The 17609-nt window shown below is 75.1% G+C and carries 17 protein-coding genes; 8 read left to right on the top strand and 9 right to left on the bottom strand.

The genetic code is table 11. The features are described 5' to 3' along the window. Positions 1-23: 23 nt before the first annotated feature. The 3 genes from K7640_RS04160 to rimP are packed head-to-tail and all read right to left on the bottom strand — an operon-like array spanning position 24 to position 2090. Complete coding sequence (locus K7640_RS04160) at positions 24-359, bottom strand: YlxR family protein (RefSeq protein ID WP_222953345.1); 336 nt, start codon at positions 357-359, stop codon at positions 24-26. Positions 360-375: 16 nt separating this feature from the next. Next, complete coding sequence (nusA, locus tag K7640_RS04155; RefSeq protein ID WP_222953344.1) at positions 376-1419, bottom strand: transcription termination factor NusA; 1044 nt, start codon at positions 1417-1419, stop codon at positions 376-378. Next, the gene (rimP, locus tag K7640_RS04150) at positions 1416-2090 is read right to left on the bottom strand and encodes a ribosome maturation factor RimP (RefSeq protein ID WP_222953343.1); all 675 of its coding nucleotides are present in this window, start codon (positions 2088-2090) and stop codon (positions 1416-1418) included. The genes nusA and rimP overlap by 4 nt, the downstream gene beginning before the upstream one ends. 233 nt (positions 2091-2323) lie before the next feature. On the opposite strand from rimP, the gene K7640_RS04145 reads away from it, so the two are divergent. From K7640_RS04145 to K7640_RS04115, 7 genes are all read left to right on the top strand, one after another. Then, the gene (locus K7640_RS04145; protein WP_222953711.1) at positions 2324-2770 is read left to right on the top strand and encodes a hypothetical protein; all 447 of its coding nucleotides are present in this window, start codon (positions 2324-2326) and stop codon (positions 2768-2770) included. After that, on the top strand, positions 2767-3210 hold the full coding sequence (locus K7640_RS04140; RefSeq protein ID WP_222953342.1) for a ferritin-like domain-containing protein: 444 nt from the start codon (positions 2767-2769) through the stop codon (positions 3208-3210). The genes K7640_RS04145 and K7640_RS04140 overlap by 4 nt, the downstream gene beginning before the upstream one ends. 80 nt (positions 3211-3290) lie before the next feature. Next, positions 3291-3875, top strand: a complete 585-nt coding sequence (locus K7640_RS04135; protein ID WP_222953341.1) for a PadR family transcriptional regulator — start codon at positions 3291-3293, stop codon at positions 3873-3875. After that, complete coding sequence (locus K7640_RS04130) at positions 3872-4606, top strand: ABC transporter ATP-binding protein (RefSeq protein ID WP_222953340.1); 735 nt, start codon at positions 3872-3874, stop codon at positions 4604-4606. Before K7640_RS04135 ends, K7640_RS04130 begins: the two co-directional genes overlap by 4 nt. Further along, on the top strand, positions 4603-7338 hold the full coding sequence (locus tag K7640_RS04125; RefSeq protein ID WP_222953339.1) for an FtsX-like permease family protein: 2736 nt from the start codon (positions 4603-4605) through the stop codon (positions 7336-7338). Before K7640_RS04130 ends, K7640_RS04125 begins: the two co-directional genes overlap by 4 nt. Before the next feature lie 107 nt (positions 7339-7445). Continuing rightward, complete coding sequence (locus K7640_RS04120) at positions 7446-7928, top strand: nitroreductase/quinone reductase family protein (protein ID WP_222953338.1); 483 nt, start codon at positions 7446-7448, stop codon at positions 7926-7928. A gap of 107 nt (positions 7929-8035) precedes the next feature. Continuing rightward, on the top strand, positions 8036-8761 hold the full coding sequence (locus K7640_RS04115; RefSeq protein ID WP_374198049.1) for a nucleotidyltransferase domain-containing protein: 726 nt from the start codon (positions 8036-8038) through the stop codon (positions 8759-8761). 113 nt (positions 8762-8874) lie between these two features. Here K7640_RS04115 and K7640_RS04110 read toward each other — a convergent pair whose 3' ends face one another. Both K7640_RS04110 and map read right to left on the bottom strand, forming a co-directional pair. Further along, complete coding sequence (locus tag K7640_RS04110; protein WP_222953336.1) at positions 8875-9591, bottom strand: VIT1/CCC1 transporter family protein; 717 nt, start codon at positions 9589-9591, stop codon at positions 8875-8877. Next, the gene (gene map, locus K7640_RS04105; RefSeq protein WP_222953335.1) at positions 9588-10445 is read right to left on the bottom strand and encodes a type I methionyl aminopeptidase; all 858 of its coding nucleotides are present in this window, start codon (positions 10443-10445) and stop codon (positions 9588-9590) included. The genes K7640_RS04110 and map overlap by 4 nt, the downstream gene beginning before the upstream one ends. A gap of 96 nt (positions 10446-10541) precedes the next feature. On the opposite strand from map, the gene K7640_RS04100 reads away from it, so the two are divergent. After that, positions 10542-10859 carry an STAS domain-containing protein gene (locus tag K7640_RS04100; RefSeq protein ID WP_222953334.1) on the top strand — a complete coding sequence of 106 codons (318 nt, stop codon included), beginning with the start codon at positions 10542-10544 and terminating at the stop codon, positions 10857-10859. Between the two features lie 6 nt (positions 10860-10865). Here the strand turns inward: K7640_RS04100 and K7640_RS04095 are convergent, their stop codons facing one another. The 4 genes from K7640_RS04095 to K7640_RS04080 all read right to left on the bottom strand — a co-directional run bounded on the left by K7640_RS04095 (position 10866) and on the right by K7640_RS04080 (position 17540). Beyond that, positions 10866-14546, bottom strand: coding sequence for a SpoIIE family protein phosphatase (locus K7640_RS04095; protein WP_222953333.1), 3681 nt, complete (start codon positions 14544-14546; stop codon positions 10866-10868). Positions 14547-14671: 125 nt separating this feature from the next. Further along, positions 14672-15415 (bottom strand): gamma-glutamyl-gamma-aminobutyrate hydrolase family protein, encoded by a 744-nt coding sequence (locus tag K7640_RS04090; RefSeq protein ID WP_222953332.1) that lies wholly within the window; start codon positions 15413-15415, stop codon positions 14672-14674. Then, positions 15412-16179 carry a 3-oxoacyl-ACP reductase gene (locus K7640_RS04085; protein ID WP_222953331.1) on the bottom strand — a complete coding sequence of 256 codons (768 nt, stop codon included), beginning with the start codon at positions 16177-16179 and terminating at the stop codon, positions 15412-15414. Before K7640_RS04085 ends, K7640_RS04090 begins: the two co-directional genes overlap by 4 nt. A gap of 5 nt (positions 16180-16184) precedes the next feature. Next, entirely contained in the window at positions 16185-17540 is a 1356-nt protein-coding gene (locus K7640_RS04080; protein ID WP_222953330.1) for an aldehyde dehydrogenase, read from the bottom strand. Between the last annotated feature and the right edge of the window lie 69 nt (positions 17541-17609).

Raw genomic sequence — 17609 nt, 5'->3', positions numbered from 1 at the left:
ATTTCAGGGACTTCATCGTGTGCTCATGTCGGTCGTCCTACCTTGCTAGCGACCCTCGCCCGGTCGGGTTGACCGGACGTCGGGCTTGACGCGTGAACGTGCTCCGCCAGCTCACCGTGATCGATGACCGCGGTGACCCGCAACGCACGCCCGAAGGCGCGGCGTCGCACCGCCTGCGCGAAGCAGGCCGGATCAGGGTGCATGTTCGCTCCCCGACCCGGCATCCTGCGGGCCGGATCAGGTCGGAGGCTGTAACCACCAGCCTCGTCGCCGAGCGCGACGATCCGCAGCAGTTCGTCGGCCGGCGCTCGTCGCCGGCAACCCACACAGGTGCGCTCCGGCAGCGCGCGTCGTACCACCGAAGAAAGTCTACCCCTAGCTGCCGGAGATCGCTCCGCCCGGCTCCCGGACGTGATCAGCTTCGCCCCGGCCGGCCGGCGCGGACTGCTCCGCGTCGGACCGGATGTCGATCCGCCAACCGGTCAACCGGGCGGCAAGCCGGGCATTCTGCCCTTCCCGGCCGATGGCCAGCGAGAGCTGGAAGTCCGGCACGGTCACCCGGGCCGTCCGGCTGGCCAGGTCGACCACCTCGACCCGCAGCGCCTTGGCCGGCGACAGCGCGTTGCCGACGAAGGTGGCCGGGTCGTCCGACCAGTCGATGATGTCGATCTTCTCGCCGTGCAGCTCGCTCATCACCGCGCGCACCCGCTGGCCCATCGGGCCGATGCAGGCACCCTTGGCGTTCACGCCCGAGACGGTGGAGCGTACAGCGATCTTGGTGCGGTGCCCGGCCTCGCGGGCGATGGCGGCGATCTCGACGGTGCCGTCGGCGATCTCCGGCACCTCCAGCGCGAAGAGCTTCTTCACCAGCGCCGGGTGCGAGCGGGACAACGTGATCTGCGGCCCGCGCATGCCCTTGGCCACGTGCACCACCACGCACCGGATCCGCTCACCGTGCTGCGGGTCCTCGCCGGGGACCTGCTCGGACTGCGGCAGGATGCCCTCCAGCTTGCCCAGGTCGACGCTGATGATGCCCTTCTCGCGGCGTACCTCGTGCGCCTGCACCACGCCGGTGACCAGGTCACCGTCGCGGCCGACGTACTCGCCGAAGTGCACCTCGTCGGTGGCCTCCCGCAGCCGCTGGAGGATCACCTGCTTGGCGGTCATGGCGGCGATCCGGCCGAAGTCGTGCGGGGTGTCGTCCCACTCCCGCACCACGGTGCCCTCGTCGTCCAACTCCTGGGCGTACACCAGGGCGGCGCCGGTCTTACGGTCGATCTCCACCCGGGCGTGCGGCTCGGAGCCGTCGGTGTGCCGGTAGGCGGTCAGCAGCGCGGTCTCGATCGCCGCGAGGATCGTGTCGAACGGGATCTCCCGCTCGCGCTCGAGTGCGCGCAGCGCCGCGAGGTCGATGTTCACCTCTCCTCGTCCTCCACATCATCTTCGTCGTCGATGTCGTCAATGTCGTCGGCCTCGTCGATCTCGTCGAGGCGGTTGAACTCCACCTGCACCCGGCCGGGGCCGAGCTCGGCGTACGGATGTCCGGCGCGGCCGGCGTCGGTCTCCAGCACCACGCGCTCGTCGTCGGCCTCGACCACCCGGCCGGTGAGCTGCCGGTCCCCGGCGGCGCGCTGCTCGGGCAGGCCCGCCGCGCCGCGCACGGTCACCTTCACCAGCCGGCCGACGTTGCGCCGCCAGTGCCGGGGCAACGTGAGCGGCCGGTCCACCCCGGGCGAGCTGACCTCCAACTGGTATTCCCCGGCGACCAGGTCGCCGCCGGCCTCCTCGGCCGCGTCCAGCGCGGCGGAGACGGCCCGGGAGACGTCCGCCACGGCGTCCAGGTTGATCCCGCCGTCGGCGTCCACGATCACCCGGACCACGTGCCGCCGGCCGGCCCGGGAGACGGAGAGGTCCTCGAGGTCGTAGCCGGCCTCGGCGACCACCGGCTCGATCACCTCGCGTAGCCGGGCCCGCCGGGCGCCCAGGTCACCGCGCGGCGCGCCGGCCCGGTCCCCGCCCCGGGGGCCGTCGGGCCGCCGGGGACGACCCGACGGTCCGGTCGACCTGGTGGCACGGCCACGCTGCGTCATCTGGCGCACCCCTCCGAGATCGACGGCGGCCCGGTCGGGCCGCCATGCCGGCACGCCACCGGGGCGAGACGCGCCCGGTGGCTGCGCAGAGCGTAACGCGCCTGCCGGGTGGCGTACCCGGCGGCGCACCGACGCCGGTGGCCCACCTGCCGGCGCGGATGGTGTTGACTTGTCCGGTGGCGACGGGCAGAACGACAGAGCGCGACGAGACGACCGGGCATTCCCGGCGCAACGTGCTGCGGGCCGGCACCCTGCTGATGCTGGGCGGGGCGACCGCGCCGCTCGCCGGTTGTGATCTTTTCGACCGCAAGGACGAGCCGCCGCCCGCGCCCGATCCGCTCGAGCCCCTCGTCGCCGGCGCCCTCGACCTGGCCGCCCGGCACCGCGCGGCCATCGCCGCGGATCCCGGCCTCGCCGACCGGCTCACCCCGATCGCCGAGGCGCACGAGGCGCACGCCGCCGAGCTGCGCCGGGTGATCGGCCGGACGCCGCCGTCGGGATCGCCGGCCGCGAGCGCGAGCGCCCCGGCCGGCGCCGACTCGCTCGCCGCGCTGCGCCGGGCGGAGCAGCAGGGCCGGCAGGCCGCCGCGCAGGCGTGCGCCGCCGCCCCCGCCGAGCGGGCGGCGCTGCTCGGCTCGATCACCGCCGCCCGGGCCACCCACGCCGAGGTGCTGGCATGACCCGCCGCGCGCCCGCCGGGGCCACCGAGGCGCTGCGCGCCGCGCTGAGCGCGGAGTACGCCGCAATCTACGCGTACGGCCGGATCGGGGTGCACCTGACCGGGGCGGACCGGTCCGCCGCCCGCGCCGCCGAGGCCGCGCACCGCAACCGGCGGGACGCGCTGGTCCTCCAGCTCAGCGCCGACGGCGAGGTCCCGGCGGACCGGGCCGGCTACGCGCTGCCCTTCCCGGTCTCCGACGGGCCGAGCGCGCTGCGCCTGGCGGTCGGGATCGAGGAACGCACCGCCGGGTTCTGGCGGGCCGCCCTGGCGCACACCGACGGGGCGGACCGCAGCCGGGCGCTGGCCGCGCTCACCGACAGCGCGCTGCGGGCCACCCGCTGGCGGCGGGCCGCCGGGGTGACCCCGCTCACCGTCCCCTTCCCGGGCCGCCCCGCCTGACGCGGGCGGCGGCCCGGCGGAAGCGTCGGCTGTCGGCATCCCGGTTGCGGACCGTATACCAGGTATGCATACTCCGTTGCGTGTCCATCCGTCACGGGCTGCTCGCCCTGCTCGAACGCGGCCAGATGTACGGCTATCAGCTCCGGGCCGCCTTCGAGGAGTCGACCGGGTCGACCTGGCCGCTGAACATCGGGCAGGTCTACACCACCCTGTCCCGGCTGGAACGCGACGGCCTGGTCCGCCCGCTGCCCGAGGGCGAGGGCGGCCAGCGGCCGTACGAGATCACCGACGCCGGCCGGGCCGACCTGGCGCTGTGGTTCGCCACCCCGATCAGCCGCACCGACCGGCCCCGCGACGAGCTGGCGATCAAGCTGGCCCTGGCCCTGACCACGCCCGGCGTCGACGTCCGCTCGGTGGTGCAGGGCCAACGCACCGCCACCATGCGCACGTTGCAGGAGTTGACCCGGTTGAAGTTCGCCAGCGACCGGCCCGAGGATCTGCCCTGGCGGCTGGTGCTGGACTCGATGGTGTTCCAGGCGGAGGCCGAGATCCGCTGGCTGGACCACTGCGAGACGAGCCTGGTGCGGTACAGTCCGCCGCCCGGCCGCCCGGCACCGACCGCCGCCGAGGCGGTGGACCGGTCCGACCAGGAGGTCCGGCGGTGAACCCGACGACCGACCCGGTGCTCGACGTCCGCGACGTGCACCGCACCCACGGCGCCGGCGCGGCCACCGTGCACGCGCTGCGCGGGGTGAGCCTGACCGTGCGCCCCGGGGAACTGGTCGCCGTGATGGGGCCCTCCGGCTCCGGCAAGTCCACCCTGCTGGCGCTGGCCGGCGGGCTGGACAGCCCGACCGCCGGGGAGATCCGGGTCGAGGGCCAGTCGCTGGGCGAGCTGGACCGGCGGCGGCTGGCCCAGGTCCGGCGGCGGCGGATCGGCTACATCTTCCAGGACCTGAACCTGCTGGGCAGCCTCACCGCCGCCGAGAACGTGGCGCTCCCCCTCGAACTGGACGGGGTGGGCGTACGGGCGGCGCGGCGGCAGGCCCTCGCGGCGCTCGACGAGGTGGCGATGGGCGGGCTGGGCGACCGGTTCCCGGACCAGCTCTCCGGCGGCCAGCAGCAGCGCGTCGCCATCGCCCGCGCGCTGGTCGGTGAGCGTCGGCTGGTGCTCGCCGACGAGCCCACCGGCGCCCTGGACTCGCAGACCGGTGAGGCGGTGCTGCACCTGCTGCGTACCCGGGTCGACGCGGGCGCCGCCGGGGTGCTGGTCACCCACGAGGCGCGGCACGCCGGCTGGGCCGACCGGGTGGTCTTCCTCCGGGACGGCGTGCTGGTCGACTCCACCGCGCCGCTGCCCGGCGTCGAGCAGTTGCTGACCGGCAGCCCGCGGTGAGCCGGCGCGGCGCCGGACGGCTCGCCGCGCTGGTCGGATCGTGGCGCGCCGCGCTGCGCATCGCCCGCCGGGAGGCCCGCCGGGCGCGCGGGCGGACCGCGCTGGTGCTGGCGATGATCGCGCTGCCGGTGCTGGCGCTGACCTTCGTCGCGGTCAGCTACGACATGGCCGAGCTGACCCGCGACGAGCAGTTGGACCGCCAGCTCGGGGTGGCCGACGCCGCGCTGCGGGCCGTGGCGGACGGCCGGATCCGGCAGGACGCCTGGGGCGGGGGCTACCGCCAGGCCGACGACCAGCCGGTGGGCCGCCGGGCCGACGACCAGCCGGTGCGGCGCCCGACCCGGGTGGAGGAGGTGGCGGCGTTGCTGCCGCCGGGCAGCCGGGTGGTGCCGGTGGCCCGCTGGATGCCGTTCGAGGTCCGTCGCGGCGGCCGGGACGTGTCCCTCGACGCCCGCGCCATGGACCTGGCCGACCCGCTGGCCCGGGGCAGCGCGCGGCTGCTGACCGGACGCGCCCCGGCCGGGCCGACCGAGATCGCGGTCAGCGAACGCGCCCGGTCCCGCCTCGGCACCCACCTCGGCGGGTGGGTCACGGTGGCCGACGGTTCGCGCAGCTACACGGTGGTCGGCATCGCGGAGTTCCCGGACGACCTGGGCGAGGTGGTCGCCCTGTACCCGGCGACGGTGGGCCGTCCCGACCGGGACGGGGAGTTCGGCTGGATGGTCGACCTGCCCGGCCCGCCGGACGACGCCCTGGTCCGCCGGCTCAACGACAACGGGGTCACCATCACCGCCCGCGGCGCGGTGCCCGGCGCGGTCCCGCTCGACCAGGCCTCCGGACTGGCCGCCGACGAGCTGGGCAACGGGCTGCTGATCGGCGGGCTGGGCCTGCTGGAGGTGGTGCTGCTGGTCGGCCCCGCCTTCGCGGTCGGCGTACGGCGGCGGCGGCGGGAGCTGGCCCTGGTGGCGGTCGCCGGCGGGGACGCCGCCCAGTTGCGCCGGGTGGTCCTCGCCGACGGGGTGGTGCTGGGCTGCGTCGGGGCGGCCGTCGGGGTGGCGCTGGGCGTGGCGGCGGCCTTCGCCGGCCGGCCGCTGGTCGAGGAGTACCTGCTGATGGCGCGCTCCGGCGGCTACCGGGTCTTCCCGGCGGCGCTGGCCGCGATCGCGCTGGTGGCGGTCACCGCCGGGGTGCTCGCCGCGCTCGCCCCGGCCTGGACGGCCGCCCGGCAGGACGTGGTGGCCGGGCTGGCCGGACGGCGCAGCGCACCGCCGCACCGCCGCCGCTGGCTGGTCCTCGGGGTGGCGCTCACCGCCGCCGGCTGCGCGGTGGCCGCGTTCGGCGCGGCCCGCAGCCAATCCACCGGCATCCTGCTCGGGCTGGTCCTCGGTGAGCTGGGGCTGGTCTTCGCCACCCCCGCCCTGCTCGGCGGGCTGGCCCGGTTCGGCCGGCTGCTCCCGCTGGCGCCCCGCATCGCGCTGCGCGACGCCAGCCGCAACCGTGCCTCCGCCGCGCCGGCCATCTCCGCGGTGATGGCGGCCGTCGCCGGCAGCGTCGCCCTCGGCGTCTACCTGGCCAGCCAGGGGGACCGGGAGGTGGCCCAGTACCAATCGACCCTGCCGCCGGGCCACGTGCTGGTCACCTCGAGCCACGGCGACGATCCCGGCCAGCAACTGCCCCCGCTGCCCGTGGTCGACGAGCTGGCCCGGACCCATCTGCCGGGCGGATCGGCCGCCCCGCTGGCGTACCCGGTCTGCGCCACCGGCCCCGGCTACTGCGACGTGACGGCCCGGCTGCCGGCGGAGCGGGCCTGCCCGTACCTTCTCGGGGAGCCGCTGAGCCGCGCCGAGCAGCGGGCGGCCCGCGCCGACCCGCGCTGCGGTGACACCACCGAGGGCTTCTACTCGATGTACCCGGTCGCGGTGGTCGACGACGGCCGCGCGCTGCTCGCGCTGGCCGACGCCGACCCGGCGGCGACCGCCGCGGCGACCGCGGTGCTGCGCGCCGGCGGGGTGGTGGTCGGTGACCCGAGACGGGTCGCGGATGGGCGGGTCACCCTGGTCGCCACCCGGACCGAGGACGATCCGGAGCCGCTGGACACCCGGATCAGCACCGTGCCGGGCTACGCCCTCACCGGCGCCATGTCCCCCGACCGGCTGGTGCTGTCGCGCGCGGCTGCCGAGCGGCTCGGGCTGACCGGGCGCCAGGTCGGCTGGGTGGTCGGCACCGACGTGGTGCCGGACCAGGGCCAGCAGGCCCGGTTCACCGCCGCGCTGCGGGCGTACCTGCCGGTGGACGTCACGGTGGAGCGCGGCGCGTCGAAGACGGACCGGTCCCCGCAGTTGCTCCTGCTGGCGCTGGCCGCCGGGGTGGTCACCTGCGGCGCGGCGGCCATCGCCACCGGACTCGCCGCCGCGGAGGGCCGGGCCGACCTGTCCACCCTGGCCGCGGTGGGCGCCAGTCCTCGGGTACGGCGACTGCTGTCGCTCTGCCAGGCCGGGGTGATCGCCGGGACCGGCTCGGTGCTCGGCATCCTGGCCGGCCTCGGCTCGGCGGTGATCATCCTCACCGCGGCGAACCGCCGGTACGCCGAGAGCTGGCCGGCGCAGGAGCCGTACCGGCTGGTGGTGCCCGGTTCGATCCTCGTCGTGCTGGTGGTGGTGCCGCTGGTGGCGATGCTCGGCGCCGGCCTGTTCACCCGCTCCCGGCTGGCCGTCGAGCGCCGGCTCGACTGAGCGCCGGGCTGGACTGAGCGCCGACCCGACCGAGCGCCGGCCCGACCGATCGATCAACCCGGCCGGCGAGGGTGTCGCGGCCGGCCCGGAGCCGGCAGACTGGACGGGTGCTGGCAGCCCTGACCCGCCGCGTCGGCCACCACCGCTGGTTCGGCGCCGTCGCCCGTCTGATCGTGCCCGCCGACCGGCTGGTCGGCCGGCTCACCCGGGGCCGGGTGGTCGCGCTCGGGCTGATCCCGTCCCTGGTCATCACCACCACCGGCCGCCGCTCCGGCATGCCCCGCAGCAACCCGCTGCTGTACGTGCCCGACGGCGACGCGTACGTGGTCATCGGGTCGAACTGGGGGCAGCAGCACCAGCCCGGCTGGGCGTTGAACCTGCTCACCCAGCCGGCCGCCGAGGTGGCGGTCAAGGGCCGCCGGGTGCCGGTCCGCGCCGAACTGGCCGACGGGGCGGAACGGGAGCGGCTCTGGCAGCTGCTGGTCACCGAGTGGCCGGCCTACCGGACGTACGTGCAGCGGGCCGGCGGTCGCGAGATCCGCATCTTCCGCCTGGTCCCGACCGGCGAGCCCTCCGGTCCGCGGGTCTGACGGGACGGACCGGCCGGGCCGGACGGCGGCGCGTCGATCCCGGGGCCCGACGACGTCGCACGGCTAGGGTGGTGACGCCGGCCACGCCGGGCATCGGGAGGATGCGGATGGACGGGATCAGCACCGGGCCCGACCTGGACGATCCGCGGTGGACCGTGGCGGAGCGGGTGGCCGGCGCGGCGCTGCGCCGGTTCCCGGCCGACCTGCTCGCCGTCGCGGTGCACGGCCCGCTCGCCCACGGCGACGACGACGGGGGCGGCGACAGCGAGGTGGGGCTGCTGCTGGTGACGTACCGGCCGGGCACCGGTCCGCAGCCGGCGACCCGGCGGGTGGACGGGGTGCTTGTCGACCTGACCGTCACCGGCGCGGAGGACTACCTGCGGCAGGCCCGCACGATCGGCCCGCTCTGGCCGCTCACCGCCGACCGGTACGTGGCCACCCGCGGGCTGCACGACCCCACCGGCTGGCTGCGCACGCTGCGCGACGAGCACCTCGCCCGGCTGGCCCGGGCCCGGCCGGCCGAGTTCAGCACCGCCGCCCGGCAGGCGTGGTACCGGGGCAGCGCCGCGCACGCCCGGGCCGCCCGCCTCGCCGAGTGGTACGAGACGGACCAGGCGCTGCTGATGCTCGGCGAGGCCCGGCTGGCGGCGGCGACCGTCGCCGGGCTGATGAGCCGCACCTACTTCCGGGACCCGGGCGACGCGGTGCGGCGCACCGGGCTGGCCGGGGCGGACATGACCGAGGTGGGCGCGGTGCTGCGCCGGCAGGCCGACGAGCTGGCCGCGCGGGGCCGCCCGGTCGACGGCACCGTCGACGACCTCCTCGACGGCTGACCCGCCGGGCCGCGCCGCCTCCCCCGGGCCACCGATTAACGGGAACAGCGGCCACCCGACGCGGAATGGCCACTGTTTCCGTCAATTTGCGCGATGGGGAGCGGAAGAGCCGATCAGCCGAGCCCGCCCTGGATGCCGATCAGGCTGCCGACCAGATAGGTCGCGCCGGCCGCCAGCGCGCCGAGCAGCAGCTGACGCAGGCCACTGGTCCACCACGGGCGGTTGGTGAACCGGGCCACGATCGCGCCGGCCACGAAGAGCCCCACCCCGCCGACGCCGAGCGCCAGCCAGAGGCTGGTGAAGCCGAGCAGATAGGTCAGCAGCGGCACCAGCGCGCCCACCGAGAAGCAGACGAACGACGAGATCGCCGCCGCCCACGGGCTGGGCTGGTCGTCCGGGTCGACACCCAACTCCTCCCGGACGTGCACCCGCAGCGCCTCCTCCGGGTTGCGCCGGACCGCCTCGGCGACCTGGGTGGCCAGGTCGCGCGGCAGCCCCCGGGCCACCCACGCGTCGGCCAGCTCGCGGGCCTCCGCCTCCGGGTGCCGTTCCAGCTCCCGGCGTTCCTTGGCCACCTCGGCCGCCACCTGCTCGTTGGCCGACCGGACGCTGGTGTATTCGCCGAGCCCCATCGAGATCGCCCCGGCCACCAGGCCGGCCGTGCCGGTCAGCACGATGTTGCGCGGCGACACGCCGCCGCCACCCACGCCCGCGATCAGGGCGATGTTGGTGACCAGGCCGTCCATCGCGCCGAACACGGCCGGCCGCAGCCAGCCGCCGGACACGTCCGCGTGGTGCGCCTCGCGCAGCGCCGCCGGGGTCTCGGTCACGGCAGGGTCAGGATCTCGTAGCCGTCGTCGGTGACGACGATGGTGTGCTCGAACTGGGCCGTCCACTTCCGGTCCTTGGTCACCACCGTCCAGCCGTCGTCCCACATGTCGTACTGGTAGGTGCCCAGCGTGATCATCGGCTCGACGGTGAAGGTCATCCCCGGCTCCATGATGTCGGTCGGCCGCGGGCTGTCGTAGTGCGGCACGTAGAGCCCGCTGTGGAACGCCTCGCCGATGCCGTGGCCGGTGAAGTCGCGGACCACCCCGTAACCGAAGCGCTTGGCGTACGACTCGATCACCCGGCCGATCACGTTGATCTGGCGGCCGGGCCGGACCGCCCTGATCCCGCGCATCATCGCCTCGTGGGTCCGCTCGACCAGCAGCCGGGCCTCCTCGCTCACCTCGCCCACGCAGAAGGTGGCGTCGGTGTCGCCGTGCACGCCGTTCAGGTAGGCCGTCACGTCGACGTTGATGATGTCGCCGTCGACCAGGACCGTGGTGTCCGGGATGCCGTGGCAGATCACCTCGTTGAGGCTGGTGCAGCAGGACTTCGGGAAGCCCTTGTAGCCCAGCGTCGACGGGTACGCCCCGTGGTCGCAGAGGAACTCGTGCACCACCTTGTCGATCTCGTCGGTGGTCACCCCCGGCTTGCAGTGCTCGCCGGCAAGCTGGGTGGCCTGGGCGGCGAGGCGGCTGGCCACCCGCATCTTCTCGATCGTCTCGGGGGTCTGCACGTGCGAGCCCTGCCACGGCCGGGGGCGCTTCTTGCCCACGTACTCCGGGCGGGGGATGTGGGCGGGCACCGGCCGCCACGGGGACAGCGTGCCGGGGGTGATCGGCGCACGGACGGTCATGGCCGCAAGCCTATCGCCGCGACCGACGTGACCCCCGCCACCGCCGGGTCGGCGGAGTTGTTGCCGCTGCGCCGAGCGCTGTGCCATTGTGACTGCGTGGATCAAGGGGGCGAGCCTTCCGTGTTCTCCGTGAGCACGGAGTTCGACGGCGATCAGCTCCGGGTGGTGGTGACCGGCGAGGTCGACATGGCGACCGCCGACACGATGTTCCAGAGCGCCCTGCGCGAGCCCGCCGGGCAGGTCCTGCTCGACCTGCGGGCGGTGACGTTCTTCGACTCGGCGGCGATCTACGCGGTGCTGCAACTCGCGGAGCGGCTGCCCGACCGGCTGAACGTGCTGCCGTCCCGGCAGGTCGGCCGGGTGCTGGAGATCTCCGGCCTGGGCGACCAGGGCTGGCTGCGGCCGGTGGTCTGACCCCGGTCAGTCCCGCAACCGCCGGCGCAACGTCACCTCGGTGCCGTGCTCGGTACGCGCCATCGACACCTCGCCCAGCGCCTGGATCAACGCGATCCCCCGCCCCCGGAAGCCGGACCCGGTCGACTCCCGCCACCGGCCGCTGTCGCGCACCGTGGCGACCACCGTCCGGTCCTCGATCGTCACCTCGACCTCGATGGTCGGCTCGGCCGGCTCGACCGGGTGCTCGATGGCGTTGGCCGCCGCCTCCGAGACGGCGACCGTCAGGTCGAACAGGTCGGCCTCGCCCACCCGGTGCGCGAGCAGGAAGTCCTCCAGCCGCTTGCGCAGCACGCGGAGCCGGGTCGGATCGGCCGGCAGGCGCAGCGCGAAGCGGTTCAGGTCGGCCGCCTCCAGGGCGAGCACCGCCACGTCGTCGTGCCGGGGCCGGCCGGTGACCCGTTCCAGCACGGCGTCGACCAGGTCGCTGACGTGCTCACCGGGCCGGCCGGCGTCCGCCCGCAACTGGTCGAGGGCCTCGTCCAGGCCGATCCGCCGGTCCTCGAACAGGCCGTCGGTGTAGAGCAGCAGCCGGTTGCCGGGCGCCAGCCGCGCCTCCACCGTCCGGTAGGCCGCGTCCGGGATCGCCCCCACGGGCGGGCCCAACGCCCGGTCGTGCAGGAACGCCACATGATCTCCTCGGATGAGCAGGGGCGACGGGTGCCCGGCGTTGGCGAACCGCAGCAGACCGGTCCGGGGGTTGAAGTGCAGGCAGACCACGGTGGCGAAGGACCGCCCCTCGGTCGACCCGACCAGCCGGTTGAGCCGGGTCAGCGACAGGCCGGGGTCGAAACCCTCAAGCACGTACGCCCGCAGCGCGTTGCGCAGTTGGCCCATCGCAGCGGCGGCCCGTACGCCCTTGCCGACCACGTCGCCGATCACCAGCACCAGCTCGTCGTCGGCCAGCCCGATCACGTCGTACCAGTCGCCGCCGACCTCGACGTCGGCGCTGCCCGGCAGGTACCGGCTGGCCACCACCGCGCCGGGCAGCTGGGGCAGCGACCGGGGCAGCAGGCTGTGCTGGAGGGTGGTGGCGATGCGGTGCTCGGCCTCGTAGAGCTGGGCGTTCTCCAGCCGTACGCCGACCAGGCGGGCCAACTGGGTGAGGGCGGCCTGCTCGGTGCCGTCCCCGTCCCGCCGCCAGACCCGCAGCTCGCCCAGCCGCTCGCCGGTGGTCCCGGCCAGCGGCAGCACGGACGACGGGTCGGTCGCGCTGTCGCCGCCCGAGTCGGCCTCGTGCCGCGCGCCGGTGGCGGTGCTGATCGTCACCCGGGCCGCCTCGGCGAGGCTCAGCGCGTGCTCGGCGGCCACCCGCACCACATCGTCGGTGGACCGGGCGGTGTTCACCGCGACCGCCGCGTCGGCCAGGCCCCGCAGCTGGCGGATGACCTGCCCCCGCAGCTGCCCCAGCTCGACGTTGGCCCGGACCCGGGCGATCAGCTCCTGGCTGGTGAAGGGCTTGGTGAGGTAGTCGTCGGCGCCGGCCGACAGCCCGGCGACCGCCTCGGCGGAGCCGGCCCGGGCGGAGAGCAGCACGATCGGCACGTGCCGGGTGGCCGGGTCGGCGCGCAGCGCGGCGACCAGCCCGAAGCCGTCCAGTCGGGGCATCATCACGTCGCTGAGCACCAGGTCGAACGGGCTCTCCACGGCCAGCCGGAGCGCCTCCAGCCCGTCCGGGACGGCCACCACCTCGTAGGACGGGGCGAGCAGCCGGGTGACGTGCTCCCGCAGGTCGGCGTTGTCGTCGGCGAGCAGGACCCGGCCCGTCCGGCCACCCGTGCCCGCGGGGCGGGAGATCTCCAGGGCGTGCTCGACGCCGTCGATCCAGAGGCCGGTCTCGGCCACCCAGAGGCGGGCCTGCTCCGGCTCGGCCGGGGTGACGTCCGTGCTGGCGTCGACCCGGTCGGGCGGCAGGTGGCCGGTGCCGAACGGCAGGGTCACCGTGAAGGTGCTGCCCTTGTCCACCCGGCTGTGCGCCTCGACCCGGCCGCCGTGCATGTCGACCAGCTCGCGGACCAGCGCGAGCCCGATGCCGGTGCCCTCGTGGGTGCGCGACCGCACCCCGGGGACCCGGTGGAAGCGTTCGAAGACGTGCGGCAGCTCCTCGGGCACGATCCCGACGCCGCTGTCGCTGACCTCCAGGCGGGCCTGGCCGTCCACCGCCCGGACCCGGACCGTGATCTCGCCGTCGAAGGTGAACTTCAGCGCGTTGGAGAGCAGGTTGAGGACGATCTTCTCCCACATGTCCCGGTCGACGAAGACCGGCCCGGGCAGCGGTGGGCAGTCCACCACCAGCCGCAGCCCGGCCCGTTCGGTCGCCGAGCGGAATGTGCTGGCCAGCCGGGACGTGTAGTCCGCCAGGTCGGTCGCCCGGTAGTGCGCGGCGAGCCGGCCCGACTCCAGCCGGGAGAAGTCCAGCACCGTGTTCACCAGTTTCAGCAGCCGCAGCGCGTTGCGGTGCATGACGGTCAGCTCGGCGGTCAGCTCCGGCGCCAGCCCGGAATCGGCGAGCAGGTCCTCCAGCGGGCCGAGCACCAGGGTCAGCGGGGTGCGGAACTCGTGGCTGACGTTGGTGAAGAAGTTGGTCTTGGCCCGGTCCAGCGCGGCCAGTTCCGCCGTGCGGGCGCGCTCCTGCTCGTACGCCTGCTGCTTGCCGACCGCCCGGGAGATCTGCGCGCCGACCAGGTCGAAGAAGTTTCGGTATTCGTCGGTGAGTCGCTGGCGGCCGGAGAGCCCGACGACGAGCGCGCCGGCCGGCTCGTTGGTGGCGGTGAGCGGCAGCACCAGCGCCTCCGTCCCGGCGTCGGGCGGCACCTCGCCGAGCAGTTCCTCGACGCCGACCCGGCCGTCCTCGACGGCCCCCGCCGCGACCTGCGCCACGATCGGCGGTGGCGCACCGGCCACCCGCCGCCCGGGCACCCCGCCGGCCCCGGCGAGGGTCACCCGACCCCCGGCGTCGCGCAGGTAGAGCAGCGCGAACGGCACGTCGGCCCGGTGCCCGTCGAGCACCCGGACGACGGCCTCGGCCAGCTCGTGGTCGGTGCGGACGTCCGCCAGCTCGGAGCCGAGCTCGGCGAGGGCGCGCAACCGGCGCTCGCCGAGCACCCGGCCGGTGGTCTCGTTGACGAAGCAGAACACTCCGATGATCGAACCGTCGTCGTCGCGGACCGGGTCGTAGGAGATGTCGAAGTAGACGTCCTCCAGGAAGCCGTACCGGTCGAGGACGAAGGGGTGGTTCTCACCGCGGTACGCCTCGCCGGTGCCCCGGACCCCGTCCAGCAACGGTTCGAGCACGTCCCAGGTCTCCACCCAGTGTTCCCGGGCCGGCCGGCCCAGCGCGGCGGGGTGCTTGCCGCCGATCGTCGGCAGGTACGCGTCGTTGTAGAAGGCGCGGTAGTCGTCGCCCCAGAACAGCACGGTCTGCGCCCGGGAGCCGAGCATCAGGCTCATCGCGTGCCGCAGCGCCGGGGACCAGCCGGCGGGGTGACCGAACCGGGTGGCGGGCCAGTCGAACTCGGCCAGCCGGCGGCCCATCTCACCGGAATTGGCGAAGGTGGCGGCGAGCAGCGGTGGGAGCACGACGGAACCGGACCGGCCGTTCGCCGGGGACAGCCCTCCGCCGTCCTCGCCCCCCAGGGCCGAGCTCATGCAGCCTCCCGCTCCGGCCTCGTTCGCGGACGGATCAGGATGATCCTCTCGCCGCGTCCGCCCATGTACCCCGACCGACCAGCAACGTAACGTATTTCGCCCGAAGGGCGCTGGTTACCTTCCCCTCATCCGAATGCCACCGGCCGGTCGGCGCGGTCCCCGAGGTCGGCGACGACGACCGGCTCGCCCCGCGCCGCGCGGACCAGGGCGGTCACTGGCCGGGGATCGGCGTCCACCTCCGGGTGCCACTGCACGCCCAGCACGAACCGGCGGTCCGGATCCTCGATCGCCTCGATCACCCCGTCGTCCGCCCAGCCGCTCACCGCGAGCCGGCCCGGGTCCTCGACGCCCTGGTGGTGGTAGGAGTTGACCCGGCCCACCGGGCCCATCACCCCGGCGGCGAGGCTGCCGGCGGCGAACCGGACCGGGTGCGCGCCGTAGACCCCGGGCGCCGGCCGGTGCCCGTCGTGACCGACCAGGTCGGGCAGGTGCTGGTGCAGCGTCCCGCCCCCGGCGACCGCCAGCAGCTGCATTCCCCGGCAGACGCCGAGCACCGGCAGGTCCGCGTCGAGCGCGGCGGCGAGCAGCGTCAGCTCGCCGGCGTCCCGGTCCGGGCGGGACTCGGTGCGGGGGTCCGCCGGCCGGCCGTACCGCCGCGGGTCGACGTCCGCGCCGCCGGCCACCAGCAGCCCGTCGAGCATCCGCAGCACGTCGGCGTCGGCGTCGTCCGGGGGCAGCACCACCGCCCGGCCGCCGGCCGCGGCCACCGCCCGGACGTACGCCTCGGGCACCAGCACCGCGGGCACGTCCCGCCACACCGCCCAGCCGGCCGGCTCGACGTACGCGGTGATCCCGATCACCGGCCTCATAGCGGTGTCACATAGGCGCCCGTGATCCCGCCGTCCACCACGAACTGCGCGGCGGTCATGAAGGAGGAGTCGTCGCTGGCCAGGAAGGCCACCGCGGCGGCGATCTCCGCCGGGTCGCCGAACCGGCCCATCGGCACGTGCACCAGCCGGCGGGCGGCCCGCTCCGGGTCCTTGGCGAAGAGGTCCAGCAGCAGCGGCGTGGCGACCGGGCCGGGGCAGAGCGCGTTGACCCGGATCCCCTCCCGGGCGAACTGCACGCCCAGCTCCCGGGTCATCGCCAGCACCCCGCCCTTGCTCGCGGTGTACGCGATCTGCGAGGTGGCGGCCCCCATCAGCGCCACGAACGAGGCGGTGTTGATGATCGAGCCCTTGCCCTGCCGGCGCATGTGCGGGATGACGTGCTTGCAGCAGAGGTAGACGCTCGTGGTGTTGACCCGCAGCACCCGTTCCCAGGCGTCCAGCCCGGTGTCGAGGATCGAGTCGTCGTCCGGCGGGGAGATGCCGGCGTTGTTGAACGCCACGTCGACCCGCCCGTGCCGCTCGACCACCCCGTCGAAGAGGGCCCGGACGGCCGGCTCGTCGGCCACGTCGGTGGCGACGAACTCCCCGCCCACCTCGGCGGCGGCCCGCTCGCCGGCGTCGGCGTCGATGTCCACACAGACCACCCGTGCCCCCTCGGCGGCGAACCGCCGCACGGTGGCCAGCCCGATCCCGCTGCCCGCGCCGGTCACCACGGCGACCCGGTCCGTCAGTCGACCCTGCACTGCGCTCACTCCTCCGTGCTGATGAAGACGTTCTTGACGTCGGTGAAGGCGTGCAGCGCGTCCGGGCCCAACTCGCGGCCCAGCCCGGAGCGCTTCATCCCACCGAACGGGGTCCAGTAGCGCACCGAGGAGTGCGAGTTGACGCTGAGGTTGCCGGCCTCGACCGCCCGGGCCACCCGCACCGCCCGGCCCACGTCCCGGGTCCAGATCGAGCCGGAGAGGCCGTACTCGGTGTCGTTGGCCAGCCGGATCGCGTCCGCCTCGTCGTCGAACGGGAGCACCGACACGACCGGCCCGAAGATCTCCTCGCGCCAGTGCCGGTCCGCCGGGGAGTCGGCGAGCAGCACGGTCGGGGCGTGCCAGAAGCCCGGCCCGTCGGGGCGGGAGCCGGTGAAGGCGACAGTCGCCCCGTCGACGTAGCCGGCGACCCGGTCCCGGTGGCCGGCGGAGATGAGCGGGCCCATCTCGGCGGTCTCGGTGGCCGGGTCCGCCACCCGGAACGCGCGTACGGCCGGTTCGAGCAGCTCCAGGAAGCGGTCGTACACCGGGCGCTGGACCAGGATCCGGGACCGGGCGCAGCAGTCCTGGCCGGCGTTGTCGAAGACCGCGGCCGGCGCGCTGGCCGCCGCCCGCTCCAGGTCGGCGTCGGCGAAGACCAGGTTGGCGGACTTGCCGCCCAGCTCCAGGGTGACCCGTTTGACCTGCTCGGCGCAGCCGGCCATGATCCGGGTGCCGACCTCGGTGGAGCCGGTGAAGCAGACCTTGCGCACGGCCGGGTGGGTGACGAACCGCTCGCCCACCACGCTGCCCGACCCGGGCAGCACGGTGAACACGTCCTCGGGCAGGCCCGCCTCCCGGGCCAGCTCGGCCAGGCGCAGCGCGGTCAACGGGGTCAGCTCGGCCGGCTTCAGCACCACCGTGTTGCCGGCGGCGAGCGCCGGGGCGAAGCCCCAACCGGCGATGGGCATCGGGAAGTTCCACGGGACGATCACCCCGACCACGCCGAGCGGCTCGTGGAAGGTGACGTCGAGGCCGCCCGCGACGGGGATCTGCCGTCCGGTCAGCCGCTCCGGCGCGCCCGCGTAGTAGTCGAGGACGTCCCGGACGTTGCCCGCCTCCCAGCGGGCGTTGCCGATGGTGTGCCCGGCGTTGCGCACCTCCAGCCGGGCCAGCTCCTCCAGGTGCGCGTCCACCTCGGCGGCGAACCGCCGCAGCAGCCGCCCCCGCTCCCCCGGCGGCACGTTCCGCCACGACTCGTACGCCCGCGCCGCCCGCCCGATCGCCGCGTCCGTCTCCGCGACGGACGCCCCCACCACCTCGGCCACGACCTCCCCGGTCGCCGGATTCCGCACCTCACTCACGCGCCCACCCCTCCTCGCCGATCATGGAGTCGTGGCCCCGAACATACGCCGCCAGCGGGGCGAACCGGG

The organism is Micromonospora sp. PLK6-60, from assembly GCF_019890675.1.
Classification (GTDB): domain Bacteria; phylum Actinomycetota; class Actinomycetes; order Mycobacteriales; family Micromonosporaceae; genus Micromonospora.
The sequence above is the reverse complement of the archived record's forward strand: the minus strand, read 5'-3'. Positions and strand labels throughout refer to the sequence as shown.